At 61.9% G+C, this 22,342-nt stretch carries 21 protein-coding genes; 15 read left to right on the forward strand and 6 right to left on the reverse strand.

Going from position 1 to position 22,342, the window contains the following annotated elements; translation table 11 throughout:
• The first annotated feature begins 173 nt into the window (after window positions 1-173).
• Window positions 174-1,346, forward strand: coding sequence for an alpha/beta hydrolase (locus WMP97_RS08420; protein ID WP_023019950.1), 1,173 nt, complete (start codon window positions 174-176; stop codon window positions 1,344-1,346).
• A 106-nt stretch (window positions 1,347-1,452) separates the two neighbouring features.
• Window positions 1,453-3,099, forward strand: a complete 1,647-nt coding sequence (locus WMP97_RS08425) for a metallophosphoesterase family protein (protein ID WP_248100080.1) — start codon at window positions 1,453-1,455, stop codon at window positions 3,097-3,099.
• A 22-nt stretch (window positions 3,100-3,121) separates the two neighbouring features.
• On the opposite strand, the gene WMP97_RS08430 is transcribed toward WMP97_RS08425, so the two are convergent.
• From WMP97_RS08430 to WMP97_RS08440, 3 genes are read right to left on the reverse strand one after another with little or no spacing between them, the layout of a single operon-like run.
• Entirely contained in the window at window positions 3,122-7,024 is a 3,903-nt protein-coding gene (locus tag WMP97_RS08430; protein WP_248100083.1) for a Pls/PosA family non-ribosomal peptide synthetase, read from the reverse strand.
• Entirely contained in the window at window positions 7,025-7,483 is a 459-nt protein-coding gene (locus tag WMP97_RS08435) for a MarR family winged helix-turn-helix transcriptional regulator (RefSeq protein WP_023019947.1), read from the reverse strand.
• A gap of 37 nt (window positions 7,484-7,520) precedes the next feature.
• On the reverse strand, window positions 7,521-7,817 hold the full coding sequence (locus tag WMP97_RS08440) for a rhodanese-like domain-containing protein (protein ID WP_023019946.1): 297 nt from the start codon (window positions 7,815-7,817) through the stop codon (window positions 7,521-7,523).
• A gap of 397 nt (window positions 7,818-8,214) precedes the next feature.
• On the opposite strand from WMP97_RS08440, the gene WMP97_RS08445 reads away from it, so the two are divergent.
• Window positions 8,215-9,078 carry a hypothetical protein gene (locus WMP97_RS08445; protein WP_156912587.1) on the forward strand — a complete coding sequence of 288 codons (864 nt, stop codon included), beginning with the start codon at window positions 8,215-8,217 and terminating at the stop codon, window positions 9,076-9,078.
• Window positions 9,079-9,367: 289 nt separating this feature from the next.
• On the opposite strand, the gene WMP97_RS08450 is transcribed toward WMP97_RS08445, so the two are convergent.
• Window positions 9,368-10,024, reverse strand: a complete 657-nt coding sequence (locus WMP97_RS08450) for a LuxR C-terminal-related transcriptional regulator (RefSeq protein WP_023019944.1) — start codon at window positions 10,022-10,024, stop codon at window positions 9,368-9,370.
• Window positions 10,025-10,027: 3 nt separating this feature from the next.
• Complete coding sequence (locus WMP97_RS08455; RefSeq protein WP_340440276.1) at window positions 10,028-10,720, reverse strand: sensor histidine kinase; 693 nt, start codon at window positions 10,718-10,720, stop codon at window positions 10,028-10,030.
• A gap of 110 nt (window positions 10,721-10,830) precedes the next feature.
• Between WMP97_RS08455 and WMP97_RS08460 the strand changes: the two genes are divergently transcribed.
• The 3 genes from WMP97_RS08460 (at window position 10,831) to WMP97_RS08470 (ending at window position 13,443) form a co-directional block, all read left to right on the forward strand.
• Window positions 10,831-11,517, forward strand: a complete 687-nt coding sequence (locus tag WMP97_RS08460; RefSeq protein WP_023019942.1) for an ABC transporter ATP-binding protein — start codon at window positions 10,831-10,833, stop codon at window positions 11,515-11,517.
• Entirely contained in the window at window positions 11,514-12,914 is a 1,401-nt protein-coding gene (locus WMP97_RS08465; protein WP_023019941.1) for an FtsX-like permease family protein, read from the forward strand. The genes WMP97_RS08460 and WMP97_RS08465 overlap by 4 nt, the downstream gene beginning before the upstream one ends.
• Before the next feature lie 163 nt (window positions 12,915-13,077).
• Window positions 13,078-13,443 (forward strand): S41 family peptidase, encoded by a 366-nt coding sequence (locus WMP97_RS08470; protein ID WP_023019940.1) that lies wholly within the window; start codon window positions 13,078-13,080, stop codon window positions 13,441-13,443.
• A gap of 210 nt (window positions 13,444-13,653) precedes the next feature.
• Here WMP97_RS08470 and WMP97_RS08475 read toward each other — a convergent pair whose 3' ends face one another.
• Window positions 13,654-14,127, reverse strand: a complete 474-nt coding sequence (locus WMP97_RS08475) for an inorganic diphosphatase (protein WP_023019939.1) — start codon at window positions 14,125-14,127, stop codon at window positions 13,654-13,656.
• A gap of 82 nt (window positions 14,128-14,209) precedes the next feature.
• Between WMP97_RS08475 and dacB the strand changes: the two genes are divergently transcribed.
• The 9 genes from dacB to WMP97_RS08520 are packed head-to-tail and all read left to right on the forward strand — an operon-like array spanning window position 14,210 to window position 22,337.
• Window positions 14,210-15,496: a D-alanyl-D-alanine carboxypeptidase/D-alanyl-D-alanine endopeptidase gene (gene dacB / locus WMP97_RS08480; protein ID WP_340440278.1), complete on the forward strand. Its 1,287-nt coding sequence runs from the start codon at window positions 14,210-14,212 to the stop codon at window positions 15,494-15,496.
• Window positions 15,486-16,436: a tRNA lysidine(34) synthetase TilS gene (gene tilS / locus WMP97_RS08485; RefSeq protein WP_317001502.1), complete on the forward strand. Its 951-nt coding sequence runs from the start codon at window positions 15,486-15,488 to the stop codon at window positions 16,434-16,436. Before dacB ends, tilS begins: the two co-directional genes overlap by 11 nt.
• A 12-nt stretch (window positions 16,437-16,448) precedes the next feature.
• On the forward strand, window positions 16,449-17,036 hold the full coding sequence (hpt, locus tag WMP97_RS08490) for a hypoxanthine phosphoribosyltransferase (protein ID WP_248100091.1): 588 nt from the start codon (window positions 16,449-16,451) through the stop codon (window positions 17,034-17,036).
• A gap of 12 nt (window positions 17,037-17,048) precedes the next feature.
• Complete coding sequence (ftsH, locus tag WMP97_RS08495; protein WP_340440280.1) at window positions 17,049-19,406, forward strand: ATP-dependent zinc metalloprotease FtsH; 2,358 nt, start codon at window positions 17,049-17,051, stop codon at window positions 19,404-19,406.
• A complete protein-coding gene (folE, locus tag WMP97_RS08500; protein ID WP_023019934.1) occupies window positions 19,406-19,999 on the forward strand; it encodes a GTP cyclohydrolase I FolE in 594 nt (197 codons plus the stop codon). Before ftsH ends, folE begins: the two co-directional genes overlap by 1 nt.
• Before the next feature lie 36 nt (window positions 20,000-20,035).
• Window positions 20,036-20,998 (forward strand): dihydropteroate synthase, encoded by a 963-nt coding sequence (gene folP, locus WMP97_RS08505; RefSeq protein ID WP_340440282.1) that lies wholly within the window; start codon window positions 20,036-20,038, stop codon window positions 20,996-20,998.
• A 3-nt stretch (window positions 20,999-21,001) separates the two neighbouring features.
• Window positions 21,002-21,382, forward strand: coding sequence for a dihydroneopterin aldolase (folB, locus tag WMP97_RS08510; protein ID WP_284835460.1), 381 nt, complete (start codon window positions 21,002-21,004; stop codon window positions 21,380-21,382).
• Entirely contained in the window at window positions 21,382-21,867 is a 486-nt protein-coding gene (gene folK / locus WMP97_RS08515) for a 2-amino-4-hydroxy-6-hydroxymethyldihydropteridine diphosphokinase (RefSeq protein ID WP_340440283.1), read from the forward strand. The genes folB and folK overlap by 1 nt, the downstream gene beginning before the upstream one ends.
• The gene (locus WMP97_RS08520; protein ID WP_023019930.1) at window positions 21,864-22,337 is read left to right on the forward strand and encodes a DUF3180 domain-containing protein; all 474 of its coding nucleotides are present in this window, start codon (window positions 21,864-21,866) and stop codon (window positions 22,335-22,337) included. Before folK ends, WMP97_RS08520 begins: the two co-directional genes overlap by 4 nt.
• Window positions 22,338-22,342 lie beyond the last annotated feature (5 nt).

Consider the following 22,342-nt stretch of genomic DNA (forward strand, 5'->3'; position numbering starts at 1 on the left):
GGGTAACGGGGGTGGATTTGGGCAATAGTTTTGGCAAAATTTGTTCTTCCTAAAAGTCCGTTTCCGTGCGGTTATTTTACGGAACCGTAGGTTACATAATTGGAAGTTATTTGTGCTTTATATCGTCGCGTATTTAGCATCACTGTTATCTCAATCTCATCCAGGAAAGCACTATGAGATACAACACTAAAGAGGAGACGGTGATGATGAAGAAGCATATAACCGCTTGCTTGACGGCGGCTGCTGTCATGGCGGCACCAGTGGCGGTATCTGGAACGTTTACAGTTGGCGCAGCTGCTCAAGAGGCACCGGCCCCAACGGCAGACCAGAAGCCAGATGTATTGGGACGCCCGACCGTCTCTGACAAGCAGGTTTCTGACGAGGATGGCTACTTCGATAGCCAGCGCGGTCAGGGTGTAAAGATCTACTACCGGAAGCAGAAGGTGGCAAGCCCACGCGGTGCGGTGGTTTTGGCGCACGGTGTATCTGAGCACTCGGGGCGTTACGATTACGTCGCCAAGCGCTTGCTCGATGCAGGCTACAACGTCTACCGCGTAGATCACCGCGGCCACGGCAAATCCGCCGGCGGCAGCGTACCGATGGGGCATATCGATAATTTCCAGTACATCCTCGATGATTTCGACCGTGTCGTGGACATGGCGAAGGAAGAAAATCAGGGAGTAAAGACCTTCCTGCTGGGCCACTCGATGGGCTCGCTGACCGTGGAGGCCTATGGCATTCGTGAGCCGGGCAAGGTCGATGGCATCATCACTAACGGTGGCGGCGCGCCGCTGAACCTTTCGGGCAAGAATGTTGCGGGAAAGAACATCACGCCGGATGATATTTCTGAGACCCAGAAGAAGCTGGATCCCACCATCTTTGAACGCTTGCCGCTAGCCCAACTCACCAGCTTTAATGCGAACTATGCGCAGAACCTGATTCCGCACCGCACCGAAATCGGCGCACAATCGCCGGAGTGGAGCAAGGACATTCAGCTGTCTAATCCATTTACGGATGGTATCTCCACTAACCAAGCGGTGAAGGACGAGTATGCCTCTAGCCCGCTCATTGCGCAGAAGACCAGTGCCGGCACGGCCTTGCAGCTGGCGGCAATTGCGAATTACGACGCCGTCAATGCGGACCTCTTCACCGCACCGACGCTCATCATGCACGGCACCAAAGACGGAATCGTTCCGCCGTACTTCTCCCAGGATTGGTATAACTCCATCTCCTCCAAGGACGTGGAGTACGTGACCTGGGAGGGGCAGAAGCACGAGGTCTTTAATGAGCCGGCTGCCGATCAGGCTCTCGATACCGTCGTGGACTGGCTCGACCGCCACGCCTAAATTCACGCGGACCTCAAAGTGAGGACTCTTGGCAGGCATGTAGTGCTTGCCAAGAGTTTACGTATATGTAACCGCGTCGTTGCCCAGGACGGATAGAAATTGAATTATGAAAAATAAACTCTGTGCTTTCTCATCTATCCTGGCGCTTACCGCAATAGTAGGCGCGCCCGGAGCTGCGGCCCAGTCCTCGCTTCCGGGTTCGTCCCATGGTTCTTCATTGGGGTCGTCATTCGGCTCTTCGCTGAGTTCTTCACCGAGCTCCTCCCACGGTTCCTCCACAGGAGACGATGTGCAGCAGGAGGACGCCACTGAGTCTCGGGTGCTGTGGCTGGAAAGCTTCGACGGGGTGGATACCCCGGCATGGTTTACTCACCGCGCGCCGGAGGGGTGGAAGACCGACGTGCACGGCGTGGACTCGGGCGAGGCCCGCTGGAAGGGCTGGACTTTTGGCGATATGCGCCATTGGACCTGGGCATCTGGTACCGATATGCGCCACTATTTCACCCAGGCGCATGACACCTTCGCCATCATCGACAACAAGCAGCAGCGCTTGGCCGAAGGCGATTCCATGACCGCGGGTCTAAAGAGCCCGGCCATCCCGGTGGCGGGGCAGGAGCGGGTGAATGTGGAATTCGACCACCATTACCGCCAGGGCAAGGACGGGCAAAATGCCACGGTGACTGTCTCCTTCGATGGCGGGGAAGCCCAGGAAATCGCCGTCTTTGATAAGGATGTCTTCTCCAAGCACGAGTCCATTGGCGTGGACGTGCCAGCCGGCGCGAAGAATATGCAGGTTAGCTTCAGCTACAACAACGGCAATGATGACTGGTGGTGGGCGGTGGATAACGTGGGCGTCGTCAAGCCGCTCGGTGAGCTTCAGGGCTCGCCGCAGGCTACCGTGGACGTGCTTTCCGACGTCCAGGGCGACCCCCAAGACTACAAAGACGCGGTCCGCCAGTTGAACGGTATGGAGGACAAGGCCGGGGCGCTGGTGCTCAACGGCGACCTCGTGGACGATGGCTCGCAGCAGCAGTGGGATGATTTCTTGGCCGCGCACAGCGAGGTGCCGCACGATTCGGGCAAGGAATTGTGGACCATCGGCAACCACGAAATGTATGGCAAGGAAGGCTCTAAGACTTACCTGGATCGCTTTCTCAAATACTCCGGCCAGGATAAACCGTGGAAGGAAGAAGTGGTGGATGGGGTGCCGCTCATTTCGGTAAATACCGAGTTTTATTCCGATATTCTGCGCCACGGCAAGGAGCCGTTCCAGCGCATCAGCAAGGAGCAGCTCGATTGGCTAGATGAGCGCCTGGCTTATTGGGATGCTAAGGGCACTCCGGCGTTGGTCTTTAGCCATCCGCTGCTGCCGCAGACGGTATCGATGTCTCATTCGGCGTGGTACCAGAATGACTTTGAGGACCTCGAGGCGCTATCCAACGTGGTCAATAAGTACAACAACATCGTGTGGTTTAGCAGCCACAGCCACTCTTCGCTGCGTCAGAATAACTGGTGGGGAACCCGCCGCTATGACGGCACTGGTGAGGCTGGCCGTACCGGCTTCCCCGTGGTCAACACCGGCGCCATTCTCAATGAGTACCTACCGGATGGCGATAACGACGAAAAAATTGTTAAGGAAAAGGAAGAGGCCTCCACCGGACTGCGGGTCAAGGTGTTTGCTGACCGTGTCCGGGTGGAGGCCTGGGACTTCAAGTCCGGCGAGATGATTAAATACCAGGACTTCGCGCGGTAGGGCGCAGATTATGGCCGGCGACCTATCGCTCCCACGGCTCGATGGGGTTGCCCTGCCATACGGCGTTGGTGGGCACGCGGTCACCGCGCATAACCAGCGAGCCGGGACCCACGGTGGATGCAGTGCCGATGAGCGAGGCAGGCAGCGCCACCGAGTGGGCGGCCAGGGTGGAGCCGTCCTGGATGGTGACGGTATCTAGGCTCATCACGCGGTCCTGGAAAAGGTGGGTTTGCACCACCGTGCCAGGGCCCACGGTGGCGGCCTCACCGACGCGGATGAGGTCCGTTTCCGGGAACCAGTAGGAATCGATCCACGCACCGCGGCCGATTTCCACGCCGAGGGCGCGCAGCCCCAGGTTGATCTCGCCGGAGCCGTAGGTGTGCTGGAAGAACCACGGCGCGGCGACGACCTCCACGAAGGTATCCTGCAGCTCATTGAGCCAGACAAAAGCGGACCACAGCGGGTGGTCAGCCGCGCGGTGCTTGCCCACGCAGATCCACTTCACCGCGACGGTGACGGCCATGGCCACCGCACCCATGCCCATGAGCACGAGGCCGGAGAGGAGCCAGGTCAGGGGGAAGCCGAGGGCGTCGAGAAGCAAGTCGTAGACGCTAAGGGTTGCCGCGAGCAACATGGCAGAAAACATCGGTGCCAAAAGGCGCATGGTTTCCACCACGCCGCGGGCGGCCTTGACGGCAAAGCCCGGGTTATAGGTCAGCGCCTCACCCGAGTTGGCGGGGGAGTCCACCTCTACGGTCACGCGGCGCATGCGCTCTGGCGGCGCACCCCACCAGTTAGCGCCGGCCTTCGTCTTCTTCGGGGTAGAAGAAAGAACGGCAACCAGCGAGTTCTTGGATAGTTTGCGGCCGGGTGCGGTGATGCCGGAGTTGCCCACGAAGGAGCGCTTACCCACCTTGGTCTCGCCGGTGCGCATCCAGCCGCCGCCGAGCTCGTAGCCGCCGATCATGGTGTCATCGGCCAGGAAGGCGCCCTCTTTGACCTCGGTGAGCTTGGGGATCATCACCGCGGTGGAAATTTCCACGTTAGTGCCGATCTGCGCGCCGAGCGCGCGCAGCCACGTCGGGGTGAGCTGCGAGGCATAGAGCGGGAAAAGCTTGGTGCGCGCCTCGTCCATGAGGCGTTCGATGGCCCACAGGCGCCAGCCCTTGACCGAACGCACAGGCGTTACGCCCGGGCTAATGCCGAGGGAGAGAATGCGCACGCCCAACCAAGTCTGCAGCATATAGGTGGCAAAGGCCGCCAGCGCACCTACAGGTGCGAAGAAGATCGCGCCGATAAAGCCATCGCCGCCGGTGGACTGCACGAGGGTGAGAACAAGGGCCGCGCCAACCGCCAGCGCCACGACCGGCTGGATGGCCAGCAGGACGGAGGTGGCGTCATAGATGGCCACCCACCACGGCCGACGCTTTGGCGTATGGGACGGGAAGCGGTGCTTGGAGCGGCCCACCTTTTGGGCAGGGGAGCCGGACCAGCGCTGGCCGTCCTTGATCTTCTTTCGGCCAGTGACGGTGGAACCGGCCTCCACGTGGGCGTACTTGCCCACCACGGTGCCAGGCAGCAGCGTGGAGCGCGCGCCCACGCGGGCGCCTTCCTTCACGTCGATGGCGCCCACGTGCAAGATATCGCCGTCTAGCCAGTAGCCGGAAAGATCCACCTCGGGCTCGATGGCGGCGTGCTTGCCCAGGGTGAGCAGGCCGGTAACTGGCGGCAGGGAGTGCAGGTCCACGCCGCGCTTGACCTTGACTCCGAGCGCACGGGCGTAGTTATTCACGCGCGTGGCACCGGCCAGGGAGCTCGCGCCAGCGGCATTAGCCCAGCGCTCAGCCGCCCAGATGCGTAGGTGCGTAGAACCGCCGCGCGGGTAGTCTCCAGGCTTAATGCCGGCCGTAATGAGCCGCGCACCGTAGCCGCCGAGGGGGATGCGCCCCACCGGGGTGACAAAGACAATGAGCATGGCGATGACCAGCCACCACGGGAAAGCAGTGGCCCACTCGAAGCCCAGTGATGCCGCCACGGTGGAGCCCAACATAAGCCAAGCCAGCCAGCTGGATGCGGCCAGGGTCATGACCGGAATCTGAATCAAGGTCTGGGCGAGGCGGGTGCCGAAGCCGACCTTGGTGACCTCGCGCATGGGGACGTCAGCAGCAGCGGGGCGCGGTTCGGCTCCCGCAATGAGCTCGGCCAGCGAGCCCAAGCGTGGGTGGTCGTAGAGGTCGCGCACGGCCACGGTGGGGTAGCGCTCCCTGATATGACCCACGAGGGTCGCGGCCGCGAGCGAGGTGCCGCCGAGAGAGAAGAAATCGGCGTTCTCGTCCTCCACGGATACGCCGAGCGTTTCTACCCACAGCTCCGCGAGCCACTTCTCGGTCTCGGTCAGCGTGGTCGATTCCACGCCCACTCCAGGCAGCGGCCACGGCAGGGCCTTCTTATCCACCTTGCCGGAGGTACGCACCGGCAGCTCTTCCATCACGCAGATGCGCGGGACGAGCGCGGCCGGCATGGTATCGGCCAGGCGAGCGTGCGCGGCCTCGTGATCGAAGCCCTTGGCCTCATCCTCGAGGGAGACATAGCCCACCAGAACGGACTCGCCGCCGGGAGTCTTTTGCACGGCCACGGCCGAGTTGTAGACGTTATCTAGCGCCGCAACATTAGCTTCGACCTCGCCGAGCTCGATGCGGCGCCCGCCAATCTTTACTTGGTCATCCACGCGGCCGACGAAGTACAGCCCGTCTTCTTCCAGGCGAACGTGGTCACCGGTGCGATAGGCGCGCTGCCAGCCCATGGACTCCAGCGGTGCGTATTTTTCCGCGTCCTTGGCCGGATCCAGATAGGACGCCAGTCCCACGCCGCCGATTACCAGCTCGCCGACGCCGCCCATTTCCACGGGCATGCCCTGCTTATCGACGACCACCAGGTCCCAACCGTTAAGCGGCAATCCAATGGACACCGGCCGGCCCGGCAGCATCTGCTGCGCACAGGCGACGACGGTGGCCTCGGTGGGGCCGTAGGTATTCCACATCTCGCGGTCCTCGGTGGCCAAACGGTCCACCAATTCTTGCGAGCAGGCCTCGCCGCCGACGATGAGTAGGCGGATATTGTCGAGAGCCTCGGCCGGCCAGAGGCCCGCCAGGGTGGGCACGGTGGACACGACGGTGATGTCGCGGCGGATGAGCCATGGGCCCAAATCCATGCCGGAACGCACCAGAGACCGCGGTGCTGGGACCAGGCAGCCGCCGTGGCCCCAGGCCAGCCACATCTCCTCGCAGGAGGCATCGAAGGCGACGGACAAGCCGGCGAGCACGCGATCCTCAGGACCTAAGGGCCCGTGCGGGTGGTTGACCAAAAAGAGGCTCGCTTCCGCGTCCACGAAGGCGGCCGCGGAACGATGGCTGACGGCCACGCCTTTAGGCTTGCCGGTCGAACCTGAGGTGAAGATGATCCACGCGGTGTCCTCTGGGCGCGGAGCATTCGTCTCCTCGGCAGGGGCGTCCGGGCGCGCGGAGTCCCGCAGGAAGCGGAATCCGTCGTCCGTGAAAACGCCATCGATATCGGCTTCGCCGAAAACCATCTCGGCGCGCTCGTCAGGGTCATCGGCGTCGACAGGCACATAGGCTGCGCCTGCCGCCAAGGTCGCCAAAATGGCGAGGTAGAGCTCGCGTTTGCCGGAGGTCATCCTAATGCCGATGCGATCGCCGCGGCGCACGCCATTGGCGTGCAGCTCGGCAGCCCATGCCTCGACCTCGTGGATGAGCTCGGAATAGGTGATGATTTCGCCGTCATCAAGCGCGGCGGCATCGGGGTTCATTTCCGCGGTGGTGGTAATGATGTCCCACAGCGTGCGCGGCCGCGGTGCCGCGCTTCCTAGAAGGTACTGCTGTGGGACGAGCGATTCGGGACCCGCCATTTATGCCTCTTCTTCGTCCGCGGCAATGATGGACTTAGCCAACTTTCGCAGATGCTTGAGCTGCTTATTGGTGGACTCATCCAATGCCTCGTCCTCGGCGGTAGCGACCAGCACCGCCAGGTCCTTGTGGGCCTTTGTGCCCTTTTTGGTGGAAGCGACGATCTGGCGGCGGCGATCCTTTGGGTCGCGTTCGCGCTTTGCCCAGCCGCGGTCCTCGAGGGCGTCGATAAGACGCACCATGTCAGAGGCGTCAATGGCCAGGGTTTCGGACAGATAAGACTGCGACGCGGCATCCGCGTCGACCAGACAGGTAAGGACCCAGTACTCGCGCAGCGTTGTCTGCTTGGTCTGCAAAGCAGCCTCTACGCCATCGCGGGTGCGGCGGCGGAGGCGCTCCAATTGGAACGACGGGGACTCGAGCAGGGTCGTTGGGATTACAGAATTATTCGTGGAAGCCATACCATCATCATAATCCCAAAAGATTGGTTAAGGCCAATTAATCCGTTTCGATGGGAAGCCCAGAAGCCTTCCACTTATCCGTGCCGCCATCCACATTGATGGTGTCCCAGCCCAGCGCATGTTCTAGATACTGGCAGACCTGCATGCTGCGACCGCCTGCGTGGCAGATTACGTAGATATCCTTATCTGGGTCGATTTCCTGGATGCGACCCGTAATCTCGCTCATCGGGATGTGGGTCGCGCCCTTCGCGCGCTCCACTGCCCACTCATCATTCTCGCGGACATCAATGAGCTGAGCGCCTTCTGGTACTTCGGTTGGTTGAACGTTTTTCATGCCTCATACCCTAGTCACGCATAGGTCCTTATGCTGCTCCGCGTGCCGCGTCCGAGAAGAGCCGTGAGGAACTAGGGACGGCGACAACATGCGAGCTCGGCCCGTTGCGTCAATTGTCTGTTCCAGCAGCTTTAGCTCTTGTCTCGCCAGATTTGTAGCCCAAACAGTTATCTGCTTCGGCGTTTAACCCCTTGTAGTCGAGGCTTAGAGTATGCCTTGGTCCAAATCCTTGGCATCCGCGGCGGATGTGCGCAGGGCATGAATTTCCAGCGGCAACTGAGATGAATTCAGGCGAACCCGTCTTGGTTGTGATTAGAGTGGCGTACAGCCCACGGTACGGCTTTCTGTTCATGGCGAGAGTGGGGCTTCTCCGCCACGCTTTCAACGCTCATCTGAATTGAAAGGGAAATTTTTGATGCAAAGTCTGGCAGAGATGCGGACAGAGCTTCGACAAGGCACGCTTGAAATCGATGGCATAACCATTGAAAGCGATATCGAGGTGAGCTTGGAGCCTCACACCGAATATATTGTCAACCTCGAATTTGAAGTTCGCCAAGGAACGGCTCCCACTGCAATGAGGCTTAGGACCTTTAGCGCTGAGTTCGTGCTCTTTGATAATGAGACAGAAAACAGCATTCGTCTTACCGATGGCGTTAGCAATAGCGCAGGCTTTCGTCTGCGAACCGGACAAAAGTCAGACTGGCTCAGTGTCTTTAACGAATACCTCCATAGTTACATGGAAGGAGTCGAACCTGGATACGAATGCATGACTGGTGATTCAGGAATTGTTATCACTGAGAGGGAAGGCGACACCATTCACTTTGCCTGCAACAACCGCAGTCCACGGGAGCAGCTAGCTTTTGAGGACGTCACCGGGACGCTGACACTTAGAAAAGTTGGTTCAGCGGAAGAGCATTCCATCGCTCCTGTAGAGGATGGATCGCCAATTCAACAATATTGCTTCATCGACAGCGGCGATGAAGCAATCGATGAAAAGAAGCTCGTTGATATTGCTACTGCGCTTTCGGGCAAGACCTCCCCGAGAAGCGAAGCGGTCACCACCTTAATTGACAGGCTTGAAGGGCTTAACTACACCATCATTTCTTCCGCAGGCAATGCTGTCACCATCGAAGTGGACATCTCGGATGAGGACACCACCGAATTCGCTATGGTCGATGAGGCTCGACTGTGGAATCTCAACCTAGTGAAGGTTAAAACTCGCACCTTGCTGAATCAGAGCACAAACCGGCCAGAAAGTTAGGCCACACCTGCCCGGAATAAAAATGTGAAGGACCGCGTGATTCGTCGTGTTGAAGAACGGGTTCTGGCGGAGAGCACGCAGGTGCAAGCCGCGGATCTGGCTGTGGCACTTAAATCGTCGGTTCGTGTGAGGAGTCGATGTCGTTTTCTGTAAATAGCGTCGGAAATTGGGGGGTTCGCGCTCTATTTACCGTGAGCGTCGTGCGGGCTGCCCGCGGCGATTCTTGTGTGGCGCATCGGGTCAAAGTGACACACACGGCGCTGGCCCCGCGGAGGTCTGCGTGCGCGTTTTAACGGTGCGCGGAGAGGTACTCCAGAATCGCCTTGACGCGGCGGTTGTCCTCGCTGGGGTCTAAGCGAAGCTTGGTGAAGATGTTGGAGACATGCTTGGCCACCGCGGCGGCGGATAAAACGAGCTCGGCGGCGATGTCCTTGTTGGACTTGCCGCGGGACATTAATTCGAGAACCTCGCGCTCGCGCGGGGTGAGCTCGCCCAAGCCGCTGCGTCCGGAGCTCATGAGAGCTTGAGCCACGGTGGGGTCGATGACGGTGCCGCCCTGGGCCACCACGTCCAGGCTGGCCAGGAAGTCGCGCACCTCGGAGACACGGTCCTTCAAAAGGTAGCCGGTGCCGGCCTCGGGGGAGTCGAAGAGCTCCACCGCATAGGCCGGGGCCACGTATTGGGAGAGCACCATGACAGGCAGGCCCGGGTAGGCGTTTCTCAAATTCACGGCGGCTTTCAAACCATCGTCGCCCATGCCCGGCGGCATGCGTACGTCCGTGATGACGATGTCTGGCAGGTCGTCGCGCAGTTTATCCACCACAGCCTCGAGCGAAGGGGCAGAGGAAGCCTGGTCCACTACAGAGTGCCCGCGGCGCTCCAACAGGCCGGCCAGGCCCTCGCGCAGAATGGCGGAGTCATCCGCTACCACAATCCTTAAGCTCATCTTTTACACTCCTGGCTGTCCGCGATCGAGAAGAAGGGGAATGGACCCGGCCACCCGGGTCGGGCCGCCAGGCGGTGAGGACAAAGACATTTCTCCGCCGAAGGCAGCAAGACGCTCGGCCATCCCCGCCAGGCCGCGCCCGGGGACGACCTGTGCGCCGCCGGGGCCCTCATCCACCACGGTGATGCGCAGCGAATCGTCCGAGGTCACCAGCGCCGAAACCGGCGCGCCCGGCGCATGCTTGGTCGCATTCGTCAAAGCTTCCGTGCCGAAGAAATAGCCGCAGGCCAGCACGGAGGCGGAGAGCTCAGGCAGAGAATGCGGGGCAAAGACGCTGACGTGGGGGCCGTGGGAGGAGGCGGCGTCGGCAAGCGCGGCGACCAGGCCGTGATCCTGCAGCACCTGTGGGTGAATACCGTGCACCGTGGCGCGCAGGGAATTCAGGCCGCGGTCCACGTCCTGCTTTGCGGCGGTGAGGAGCTCGGTGAGGCCAGCGGGGGCGTCGAGAAGAGCCTCGCCCAACTTCATGCTCGTGGCCACGAGGTATTGCTGCGCGCCGTCGTGCAGGTCGCGCTCGATGCGGGCGCGCTCGACCTCGTAGGCGTCCGCGATGGCGCGGCGCGAGGCCGTGAGCTGCGCAATCTGCTGCGCCTGCTGCTGCTCGTGCGTGGTGGGTTGGGGCTTCTTTCGGAACACGGTTCACAGCATATCGGGTGTCCCGAACTACAGGGGTAGTGCTGGCACTACCTTAAAGAGCAACGCTAGGGCTGTTCTTTCTGCGGGCCCGGCACGGTGAAATGAGAGACATGGCACAGATACTTTCCCTGACAGACATCACCAAGGACTTCGGCGGCGGCCCGGTGCTCGCCGGAATTTCCCTCGACATTGAACCGGGCGAGCTCGTGGCTGTCATGGGGCCGTCTGGCTCCGGCAAGTCCACGCTGCTGCACTGCATGTCCGGCGTGCTCACCCCCACGCACGGTAGCGTGCGCTACGGGGACGAGGAGCTCTCCGCGCTTTCCGACACCCCCCGCTCCCGCACCCGCCTGCGCAACTTCGGCTTCGTCTTCCAGGATGGTCAGCTGCTGCCGGAGCTCAGCAACGTGGATAACGTGGCGCTGCCGGCCATGCTTAACGGTATGGGGCGGGGTGCGGCCCGCAGGCGCGCGATGGAGCTTCTTGATCAGCTGGGCCTGGGTGGCCTGGCGGACCGCCGCCCGGCGCAGGTCTCCGGTGGCCAGGCTCAGCGCGTGACCATTGCGCGTGCGCTAGTGGCGAACCCAGGCGTTGTCTTCGCCGACGAGCCGACCGGTGCGCTGGATCAGTCCACCGGCCACGAGGTCATGCAGATGCTCACCACCATCGTGCGCCAGGCCGGGGCGAGCCTGGTCATGGTCACGCACGACCCGAAGGTGGCCGATTGGATGCAGCGCCGCGTGGAGATTCGCGATGGCATCATTCACGACGACCGCCGCCTGGGGGTGATTCGATGAACACCGCCACCTTGGTCTATGACCTGCAGCGCGAATCCATTCGCGCGCGCTCGGGCACGGGCATCGTCTCTCTATTGGCGATTGTGAGCCTGACCATCGGTTCCGCCATCGCCTTTTTGGTTGCGGGCGGTACCTGGATGTTTTGGGAGCGCGCCCAGCACGTCGAGGACGCCGCGCCCGCCCTCAAGGAGGCCTTTGGCAACGAGATGGAGGCCTTCCTCTATCCCTGGTTCGCCCTGGCTCTCTTTTCCTGCGCGTTCATCCTTCCCGCGCTGTTTAACCTCACCTCCCAGGCCGCCGTCCTGGGTGCGTCCGGAAGGGAGCAGCGCCTAGCCACCCTGCGCCTGCTGGGCTTAAGCTCCCGCCAGGTGGAGCGCATGGCAATTGTGGAAACCGGCCTCCAGGCGGTGATCGGCATCGTGCTCGGCGGGTTGATTAGCCTACTCGTCGCACCGGTCTTTACCCAGCTGGACTTCCAAATGCGGCCCATTGACCTGACAGAGATTCTGCTGCCCTGGTGGGGATATATAGCCGTGGCCGGCGTGCTCTTCCTCCTGGCCATCGGCGCGGCACTGTACGGCATGCGCCGCGTGCGGGTGAGCCCGCTGGGCGTGGCCAAACGCCAGATGCCCGCGGCCTACCGCTGGTGGCGCGCCATCGTCTTCCTCATCATCGTGGCAGTCGGCGGCGTGTTCCTCACGGGCAAGGCGGGCCCGCCCACCGCGATGGTCATCGTGGTCATGTTTGGCATGCTGATGAGCATCAACCTCATCGCGCCTTTCATCCTGCAGTTGGGCGCGCACGTCTTCTCCCTCTTCCCCGGAACCGCGCACTTCGTGGCCTGCCAGCGCGTGGCGGGCAATGCCCGCCCGGCATGGCGGCGCAGCGCTGCCATCGGCTTCTTCGGCTACCTGGCCGGCTTCCTCGTTGCCGCGCCCCTGGGCTCCGATGCCTTGGCCTCGGTGCTCGAAGAAGATCCCGGAATGAACGTGGTGTTCAAGGACATCTCCACTGGCGTTGTACTAACCCTCGTTTTCGGCTTCACGTTGACCACCATGTCCATCATCCTGGGTCAGGTTTCCGGCATCTTCGAGGACAAGGAGCTCATCCGCTCTCTGGATTTGATGGGCGTGCCGCGCGGCTTCCAGTTCCGCTCCGGGGCGCTGACCGTCATGGGGCCGGTCGTGGCCTTGAGCTCCTTCGGTTTTCTCTTCGGCGGCGGAATTGCTTCGCTGATGTTCTTCTCCAACGTCGAGCAAAGCGACGTCGATGTGAGCGCTCGCCTGCTTATGGCCTTCGGCTTCCTGGCGGTGGGCTGGGTGGTCACGCTTCTTGCCATTGTCCTTGTTGAACCGTTGCGCGGCTACGTGCTGCGCACAGGAGGTCGAAAAGAATGAAAAAAGAATGAAAACTGTACTGAAAATTCTTGGCGGACTCTTCAGCGTTGCCTTTATCGCGGTGTTCGCCGCCGTGTACTTCCTCGGCCCCTCCTATGGCGGGGCGCTGCTGGGCTAGCCCTATTTTCTTTTCAACGCCAGCGAAAAACACATCAACACCGCGGTGGTGGATACCGCAGCGTATACCGGAATCTATGGCGAGAGTGAAGAATTTCAGCGCGCCCGCGAGGCTTTGAAAGAGGACCCGACCAACGCGGAGCTCCTCGATGCCGCCATCGACGCCGCCTCCTCCGCCGAAGCCATCCTCCTGACCTTCCGCGGCCTGGACAACGTGCGCACCTTCGGCGAGCCGACCGCCGGCTACGCCTCCGCCAACGTGGTGCTGGATTACCCGGACGGCCGCTCGCTCATGCTCACTACTGCCAAGGACAAGGCGTGCACAGGTGAGGAGTTCGTCGAGGACCCCATCGCTCCTGATGCTCCGGAATCTGAGCTCGACGGCTGGCTTGCCTCCCATTGTGGCTTCTAAGGCGCGGTTTTCGTCCACAGGTGCCTTTAACGTTCACGGCAAATAACGCCCCGAAACACGCTATTTTTCGCCACTATGTACCGTGAACGACAGTGATTAGTCGGAAAACGCGAAAGGTACGCTTCGGCGCGCGGTGGGAAACCTCTTCGGTCCCCACCGTCTGCGGAAACGTACCTTCACAGTGCCGCCGTTAACGTGCGGCAGAAGCGCTTACTTGAAGCGAGCCTTAGCCTCTTCGAGGATCTTCTCTGCCTCGGCCTTGTCGCCCCAGCCGGAGCCGGATACTTCCTTGTTCGGCTCCAAGTCCTTGTAGTGGACGAAGAAGTGCTCGATTTCGTCCTTGATGTGCTGCTCCACATCGTCGATGTCCTGGTAGCGCTCCCAGCGCGGGTCATCGATGACGGCGAGTAGCTTGTCGTCGCCGCCGGCCTCGTCGGTCATCTTGAAGACGCCGACAATGCGGGCCTCAACAACAACGCCCGGGAAGACCGGCTCTGGCAGGATGACCAGGGCGTCGAGCGGGTCGCCGTCCTCGCCCAGGGTGTGGTCGATGAAGCCGTAGTCAGCCGGGTAAGCCATCGGGGTGAACAGGTAACGGTCGAGGTAGACCTTGCCGGACTCGTGGTCAACCTCGTACTTGTTGCGGGAGCCCTTCGGGATTTCAATGGTTACTTCAACGCTCACAGCGATGTCCTCCATGGGGGATTGGGTATCAATTACTGCCCATAGTCTAGCGCGTTGCGGATTCGCGCTAGGGTTAAAGGCAATGAAAACAAAGCATGTTTGGTGGTCAGCGACCGCGCTCGTGGTAGCGGCAGCGGTCGGAGGTACGGCTGCGCTGGGCGTTACCCTCCAGCGCGAATACGGCGATCTCTCACACGGAGAAGCACAGGCGGTGCAGGCTCCTGAGGAGCCTTTGCGCACCGCCGAGCCGGGGGAAGCGGACCTGGATGCGCTAAGCGCGAAGCTGGACGAGCTCTCTAAGAATAAGGACCTTGCCACGTTCGGCGGCGAGGTAATTGATACCGAGACCGGGGACGTGGTGTGGCAGCGGGACGCGGATAAGCGGCTGACCCCGGCCTCGTCCACGAAGGTGCTCACTACCGCGGCGGCGACGTTGGCGCTGGATGAGAACGAGAAAATCACCACTAAGGTCTACCGCGGTGCGAATGAGAAGAACGTGGTCATCAAGGCTGCGGGTGATGTATGGATGACCCACGAGCAGCTCGATGATTTGGCCGAGCAGATTTCGAAGAACGTCGAGCAGGTCGATGGCGTCTACGTCGATACCTCAGTGTGGTCCGGCGAGGCGCAGGCCCCAGGCTGGGATCCGGAAAACGTGGACGGCGGCTTCGTCGCGCCGATGGAACCGGCCATGCTCTACGGTGGTCGCTTGGGCGCGACGACGGGGGACGTGCCGAGGAGTCATGAGCCGGCTTTGGACGTCGCTAAGCAGCTAGGCGATCGCCTCGGCGCGGGCAAGGTAGGCATGGGCTCTGTGGCGGAGAACGCGCAGGAGGTGGCGAGCGTGGATTCGCCGCCGTTAGCGGACCGCGCCCGAGAAATGGTGCGCCATTCCGATAACGTCATGGCCGAAGCCATTGCGCGTGAGCTGGCGATGTCCCGTGGCAAGGAAGCCAGCTTTGAAGGCGATACGCAGGCCACGCTCGAGGTGCTGCGGGAGCAAGGATTCGACGTCGAGGGTGTCGACATTAAGGACAATTCCGGGCTCTCGGTGGATAATCGGCTCACGGCCGGGCTGCTGACGCAACTTATTAATGGCGCGGTCAAGGATCCGCGCCTGCGCCCGCTGGTGTCCTACCTTCCGGTAGCCGGCGGCGATGGCACGCTGTACGAGCGCTACGGCGATTCCGCGGCCAAGGGTTACGTGCGAGCTAAGACCGGCACGCTGACTGGGGTCTCGGCCTTGGCCGGCACCGCGCAGGGTGATTCCGGGCGCGTATATGCCTTTGCCTTCCTGGTGAATGACGGCGATATTTTGGCCGCCCGCAAGGCCCAAGACGCGTTGGCTTCTGCTCTGCATGAGTTCTAATAAGCCCTTTTGGCCGCGGGTTTCGCCGCACTTTCTGGCGTGTCGGCGCGGCGTGCGCGCCGCTGGCCTTGACCACGCAGTGGCGGTGGGGCTGTCCGGAGGCGCGGATTCGCTGGCTCTCCTGGCGGCGCTGGTGGCGGAGGGGCACGAGGTGCTCGCGCTGTGCGTGGACCACGGGTTGCAGGACGGATCGCGGGCGCAGGCCGAGCGCGCGGCCGACCAGGCGCGAACGCTAGGCGCGCGGGCGCAGGTGCTTAGCGTTGAGGCGGACGCTGCGGCGGGGGCGGAGTCGATGGAGGCGGCCGCGCGGGCGGCGCGGTATCGGGCACTGGCCGCCGCGTGCGCGGACGAAGGATTAGAGGTTGCCGTGGCGCATACGGCCGATGACCAGGCGGAAACGCTTTTGCTCGGCGCGCTGCGCGGACGGGTGGCCGGCATGAGTGAGCGCAGCGAGGTGGAAGGCGCCCGCGTGGTGCGGCCGCTGTTGAACGTGCGCCGCGCCGATACCGAGGGCGCCTGCGCGGAATTGGGGCTTTCGGTGTGGCAGGACCCGCAGAATGCGGACACGAATTTTCGCCGCGTGGCGCTGCGCCGCGAGGTAATCCCGCAGTTGAGCCGCATCATCGGCGGGGATGCGGTGCCAGCGCTGGCGCAAGCGGCACGTGACGCCGCGCTTGACGATGCCGCTCTCTACACCCCACCCACCACGGACTGCGCGGAGCTGGCGGCATTGGCAGAACCGCGGCGTCGGCGAGCGATCGCGGCGTGGCTAGTCAGCGAAGGGGTAGAGGTGACCCGGAGGGGAGTGGGGGACGTCGCTAAGCTGTGTACCCACTGGCGCGGGCAAGGGCCGGTGGCTGTGCGATCGGCGCGGCAGGTGGGGCAGAGGTTGGAAGTAGCCCGTATAGGTGGCAAACTGGCACTGTTGTCTGGTCATTAAAGGAGCCCACTCGTGCACGACAAGAAAGACTTCGCCGTTCCCGCAAACCGCTACGGTGAGGATGTAGAAGCAATCCTCATTGGAGAAGAGGAACTGCAAAACCGCGTCCAAGAACTCGCGGATATGGTCTCTGAAAAGTATGCCGACGCTGAGCAAGACCTGCTTTTGGTCTGCGTGCTCAAGGGCGCGGCCTTCTTCCTTACGGATTTCGCGCGCAAGCTATCTATCCCCTCTGAGTTGGAGTTTATGGCCGTGTCCTCCTATGGCGCCTCCACTTCTTCTTCCGGTGTGGTGCGCATTTTGAAGGACCTGGACCGCGATATTGCGGGGCGCAACGTGCTTATTGTGGAAGACATTATTGATTCCGGCCTTACCCTGTCATGGCTTATTCGGAACCTGAAGGGGCGAAACCCAGCCTCGCTTGATGTGGTCACGCTGCTGCGTAAGCCGGAGGTAGTAAAGGCCGATATCGACCTTTTGGATGTGGGCTTTGATATCCCTAATGAATTCGTCATCGGCTACGGGCTAGATTATGCGGAACGCTACCGCGATCTGCCCTACGTGGGCACCCTTCACCCTGATGTCTACACCACCGACTAAAATCGCGCAGTAATGAAAAACAACAAGATTATTCGCTACGGCGGGATAGCGGCACTTATCCTTATCGTGCTGTACGCCTTTACCTTCTTTAGCAACGATGCCCGCGGCTACGTGCAAGCGGATACCTCCGTTGCACTGACCCAGCTTAAAGACAAAAACGTCGATGAGGTGGAAATTGATGACCGCGAGCAGCGCTTGCGCATCAAGCTCAAGGACGAAATCACGGTAGATGAGCGCGAAGGCGTGAAGGAGATTGTGGCCAAGTACCCGGCCCGCGCCTCCGAGCAGGTCTTTAACTCTGTTAAGGATTCTGGTGCCCAGAAGTACCAGACCAATGTCACGCAGGAATCCTTCCTCGGCTCCATGCTCAGCATGCTGCTGCCTATGCTCATCCTCTTCGGCGTGCTCTTCTGGCTCATGTCCCGCATGCAGCAGGGTGCAGGCGGCATGTTTGGCATCGGCGGTTCCAAGGCTAAGGAACTGACCAAGGATATGCCGACCAATACTTTTGAGGACGTGGCCGGCGCGGACGAGGCCGTAGACGAGTTGCAGGAAATCAAGGACTTCCTGGAAGACCCCACCCGCTACCACGATCTAGGCGCCAAGATCCCGCGCGGCGTGCTGCTCTACGGCCCTCCCGGCACCGGTAAAACCTTGCTTGCCCGCGCCGTGGCCGGCGAGGCCGGCGTACCGTTCTACTCCATCTCCGGCTCTGACTTTGTGGAGATGTTCGTTGGTGTGGGTGCCTCCCGCGTGCGCGACCTGTTCAAGCAGGCGAAGGAAAACAGCCCCTGCATTATCTTCGTTGATGAGATCGACGCCGTTGGCCGCCAGCGCGGTTCCGGCACCGGCGGCGGGCACGATGAGCGCGAGCAGACCCTCAACCAGCTCTTGGTAGAAATGGACGGCTTTGGTGACCGCGAGGGCGTTATCCTCATCGCCGCTACCAACCGCCCAGACATCCTCGATCCGGCGCTGCTGCGCCCAGGCCGCTTCGACCGCCAGATCCCGGTTACCAACCCCGACCTAGCCGGCCGCGAGCAGATCTTGCGCGTGCATGCGAAGAATAAGCCGCTGGCAGAAGAGGTCGACGTAGCGCAGCTGGCTAAGCGCACCGCCGGCATGTCCGGCGCGGACCTGGCCAATGTGCTCAACGAGGCCGCCCTGCTTACCGCTCGCATCGGCGGCAACGTCATTACTTATGACGCTTTGGAAGAGGCCACTGACCGCGTGGTGGGTGGCCCGCGCCGCCAAGGCAAGATCATCTCCGAGCACGAGAAGAAGGTCACTGCTTATCACGAGGGCGGGCATACCCTTTCCGCGTGGGCCCTTAAGGATATTGAGCGCGTCTACAAGGTCACCATCTTGGCCCGCGGTCGCACCGGCGGCCACGCCATGACTTCGCAGGAAGATGACAAGGGCATGTACACCCGCGATGAGCTTTTCTCCCGCCTGGTCTTTGCCATGGGCGGTCGCGCGGCCGAGGAACTGGTCTTCGGTGCGCCGACGACCGGTGCGTCCTCCGATATCGAAAACGCCACCAAGATCGCTCGTTCCATGCTCACCGAGTACGGTTTCTCGCCGGAGCTCGGCACCGTGAAGTACGGCAAGGAGCAGGGCGATCCCTTTAGCCAGATGGGTGGCGGCGGCTCCATCGAGTACTCCGATGAGGTTGCTTCCAAGATCGATGAGCAGATGCGCTACTTGCTGGAGCGCGCGCACGAGCAGGCCTATGACATCCTGCGCAATAACCGCTACTACCTGGATAAGCTGGCAGAGGCCTTGCTGGAGAAGGAAACCCTGCGCCGCCCCGACCTGGAGCGAATCTTCGATGGCATCGAGCCACGCGAAGCCTTCGACGTTTTCCCAGGCGAGGATGATCGCTTCCCCCGCCAGATTGGTTATGCGCCGGTCAAGACCCCGGTCGAGCTGGCTAAGGAGCGCGGCGAGGAGCTGCCTAAGCGCATGACGCTTCTCGATGCCTCCCGGGCCGCCCGTGAGCGCCGCCTCGCCGGTGAAGAACCGAAGGGTGAAGTGGGCTTCAACTTTGGCCAGCACGCTGGCGATTACGTCGATCCGGACACCGCCCGCGAGTTGGGAAGCACCCCAACAAACCAGGGCAAGGAGTCCACAGACACCAAACGAGCTGGCGCACAGCCTGATCGGCCGGCTCAGCCTTCCGAACCCGCTGAGCGTCCGACGGCACGCCCTGCCGCACGCCCCGCTACGGGCGGCGGTAAGCATCACAAGCCGGATGCCGGCGCGGATGCTGAGGCTGAGACCAGCCAGTGGTTTAGCCCTGGCTGGGACGAGAAGGATCGCCGCAAGAATCCCTATGCGCGCGAGGACGACAAGCAAGAAGATAACTAATGCCTGATAATCACATTCCCGCCCGTGCCCCCTTCGACCAGGACCGGGCGGAGGCGGCGGTACGCGAGTTGCTCCTTGCAGTGGGGGAGGACCCCGACCGCGAGGGTTTGCGCGAAACCCCGGCCCGCGTAGCCCGCGCCTACCGCGAGGTCTTTGCCGGTCTGCACGAAGACCCAACCGAGGTCCTGCACAAGACCTTCGCCGAGGACCACCAAGAACTGGTCCTGGTGCGCGATATCCCTATCTATTCCACCTGCGAGCACCACTTAGTGCCGTTCTACGGCGTGGCGCACATTGGTTATATCCCAGGTAAAGACGGCCACGTCACCGGCTTGAGCAAACTCGCCCGCCTAGCGGATATGTACGCCAAGCGCCCCCAGGTCCAAGAGCGCCTGACCCAGCAGGTCGCGGATGCCCTGGTGGAGGTCCTTGGCGCGCAGTCCGTCATCGTGGTCATCGAGTGCGAGCATCTGTGCATGGCCATGCGCGGCATCCGTAAGCCCGGTGCGACGACGACCACCTCCGCGGTGCGTGGAGGCTTCAAGAATAATGCCGCCTCTCGTGCAGAGGTGCTCAGCCTGATTCGTAGCTAAATTCGGTTCACCATTAAAAGCCTTAAGGAGCACGCCATGCAGCAGGCAACCTCGGTTTCGGATCTGACCCGGAGCAATCGCACTCTGGTGATGGGCATCGTCAACGTTACGGAGGATTCCTTTTCCGATGGCGGCCGGTGGTTGGACTTTGATGCCGCCATTAATCACGCCCGCGAGCTCGTGGCGCAGGGTGCTGACATGATTGACGTCGGCGGCGAATCCACCCGCCCAGGCGCGGTCCGCGTGGAGGCGGACGTCGAGGAGCGCCGCGTGGTGCCCGTCATTCAGGCCTTGAGCAAGCTCGGCATCCGCACCTCCGTGGATACGATGCGCGCCTCGGTGGCACGTGCGGCGGCAGCGGCCGGCGTGGACATGATTAATGATGTCTCTGGTGGCCTGGCGGATCCTGAGATGTATCGCGCGATGGCCGAGGCCGGCGTGCCCGTGTGCCTCATGCACTGGCGTACGCTGCAGGAGGGCGCATTCGGCTCCGCGGCCGGCAGCGCGGATCACGGCGGCGATGTGGTGCGCGATGTGCGAGAAACCCTAGAACGCCTGGCGAATAACGCGCTAGACGCCGGCGTGCGCCGCGATAATATCGTGCTCGATCCGGGCTTGGGCTTTGCCAAAACCCCGCAGGATAATTGGGCGTTGCTCAAGGCCCTGCCGGAGTTCCTCGGCGGCGAATTCCCCCTCCTGGTAGGAGCATCCCGTAAACGCTTCCTGGCCGCCATTCGGGAGGATCGCGGCGTGGAGTCCAGCCCGCTGCTGGCCGATCCCGCTACCGCGGCCGTAACCTCCATTTCCGCCCAGATGGGGGCGTGGGGTGTGCGCGTGCATGAGGTTGCCGTCTCCCGCGACGCCGTGGATGTGGCGGCCGCTTGGAACGCCGGCAATGACTACACAGGCGGGGTCAACGCCAGCGGCAGCTATAGCAATGGCGCTGATGGCAATGGAATTATGAAGTCCACGGCTCTATCACGTAAACCTGAGGAGTAAATCATGGCAGACCGCATTGAACTCACCGGCCTGGAATGCTTTGGCTACCACGGCGTCTTTGAGGAAGAAAAGCGTACCGGCCAGCCTTTCATCGTGGATATCACCTGTTGGTCCGATTTCGCCGAGGCCGCCGCTACCGATGATCTGACCAAGACCATCAATTACGCCGAGCTTGCCGACGTCGCTGCAAACATCATCGAAGGCCCCGCCCGCGACCTCATCGAGACCGTCGCTAGCGAGGTGGCCGATACCATCATGGCCATCTTCGAGGGCCTGCACGCCGTCGAGGTCACGCTTCATAAGCCGAAGGCACCGATTCCGCGCACTTTTGCCGATGTCGCCGTGGTCGCCCGCCGCTCCCGCAAGCACGCGAGGACGCTCTAATGCGCGCGGTGCTATCCATCGGATCCAATATGGATGACCGCATGAAGCTATTGCGCACGGTATTCGACGAATTCGCCGGCGACATTGTTGCCGCCTCGCCGGTCTATGCCACCCCGCCGTGGGGAGTAACGGACCAGGATGAATTCCTCAATGCCGTGCTCATTGTGGATGTGGACGAGTCACCCAAGGAACTGCTGCGCCGCGGGCAGAAGCTCGAGGAGGCCGCGGAGCGGGTGCGGTTGCGTCACTGGGGCCCGCGCACGTTAGACGTAGACATCGTGGACATCGAGGGATACACCTCCGATGACCCGGAGCTCACCGTCCCGCATCCTTATGCCCACGAGCGCGCCTTCGTGCTGATTCCCTGGTTGGCGGCCGATGGTGGTGCTAGGTTGAGTGGGGAGGGCGTCGCCAAGCGGGTGGCAGCACTCGACCCGAAGGAGCGCGCCGATATTCGCCGGTTGGGCATGATGGAGGAGCTATGAAACGGACCTCGTTGGGTGCCCTCATTGGCACCGGGGTCTTCTTTGCCGCCGCCGCGGCCATCCTCACTACGCGCTTTTATGGCTCCATGCTGCACATCCCAGTGACGGTTTCGGCCACGCTGTGGCTCATGGCGGTCATCTGCTTAGTGCTGACCTGGAAGGTGGACCAAGCCACCGAGGACGAGCATGGCATCGGCCTAGATAGTTCGCAGCTTAATCCCATGACCATCACGCAGTTCATGCTGGTGGGCAAGGCCTCGGCGTGGACCGGAGCCATCGTGGGGGGAATCTATGCAGGCGTGGCCGTCTACGTTATCCCCAACGCCGGCACGCTTGCGGCCGCCTCCGATGACCTGGTGGGGGTCATTGCCTCGGCGCTCGGTGGCCTTGCCATGTGCGCTGCTGGCCTGCGGCTGGAGCGACACTGTGAGACCCCGCCCCCACCAGATGGGGTACAAACGGTACATTAGTGAGC

The sequence above is a fragment of the Corynebacterium sp. KPL4072 genome (genome assembly GCF_037908395.1).
Taxonomy (GTDB): Bacteria; Actinomycetota; Actinomycetes; order Mycobacteriales; family Mycobacteriaceae; genus Corynebacterium; species Corynebacterium kefirresidentii.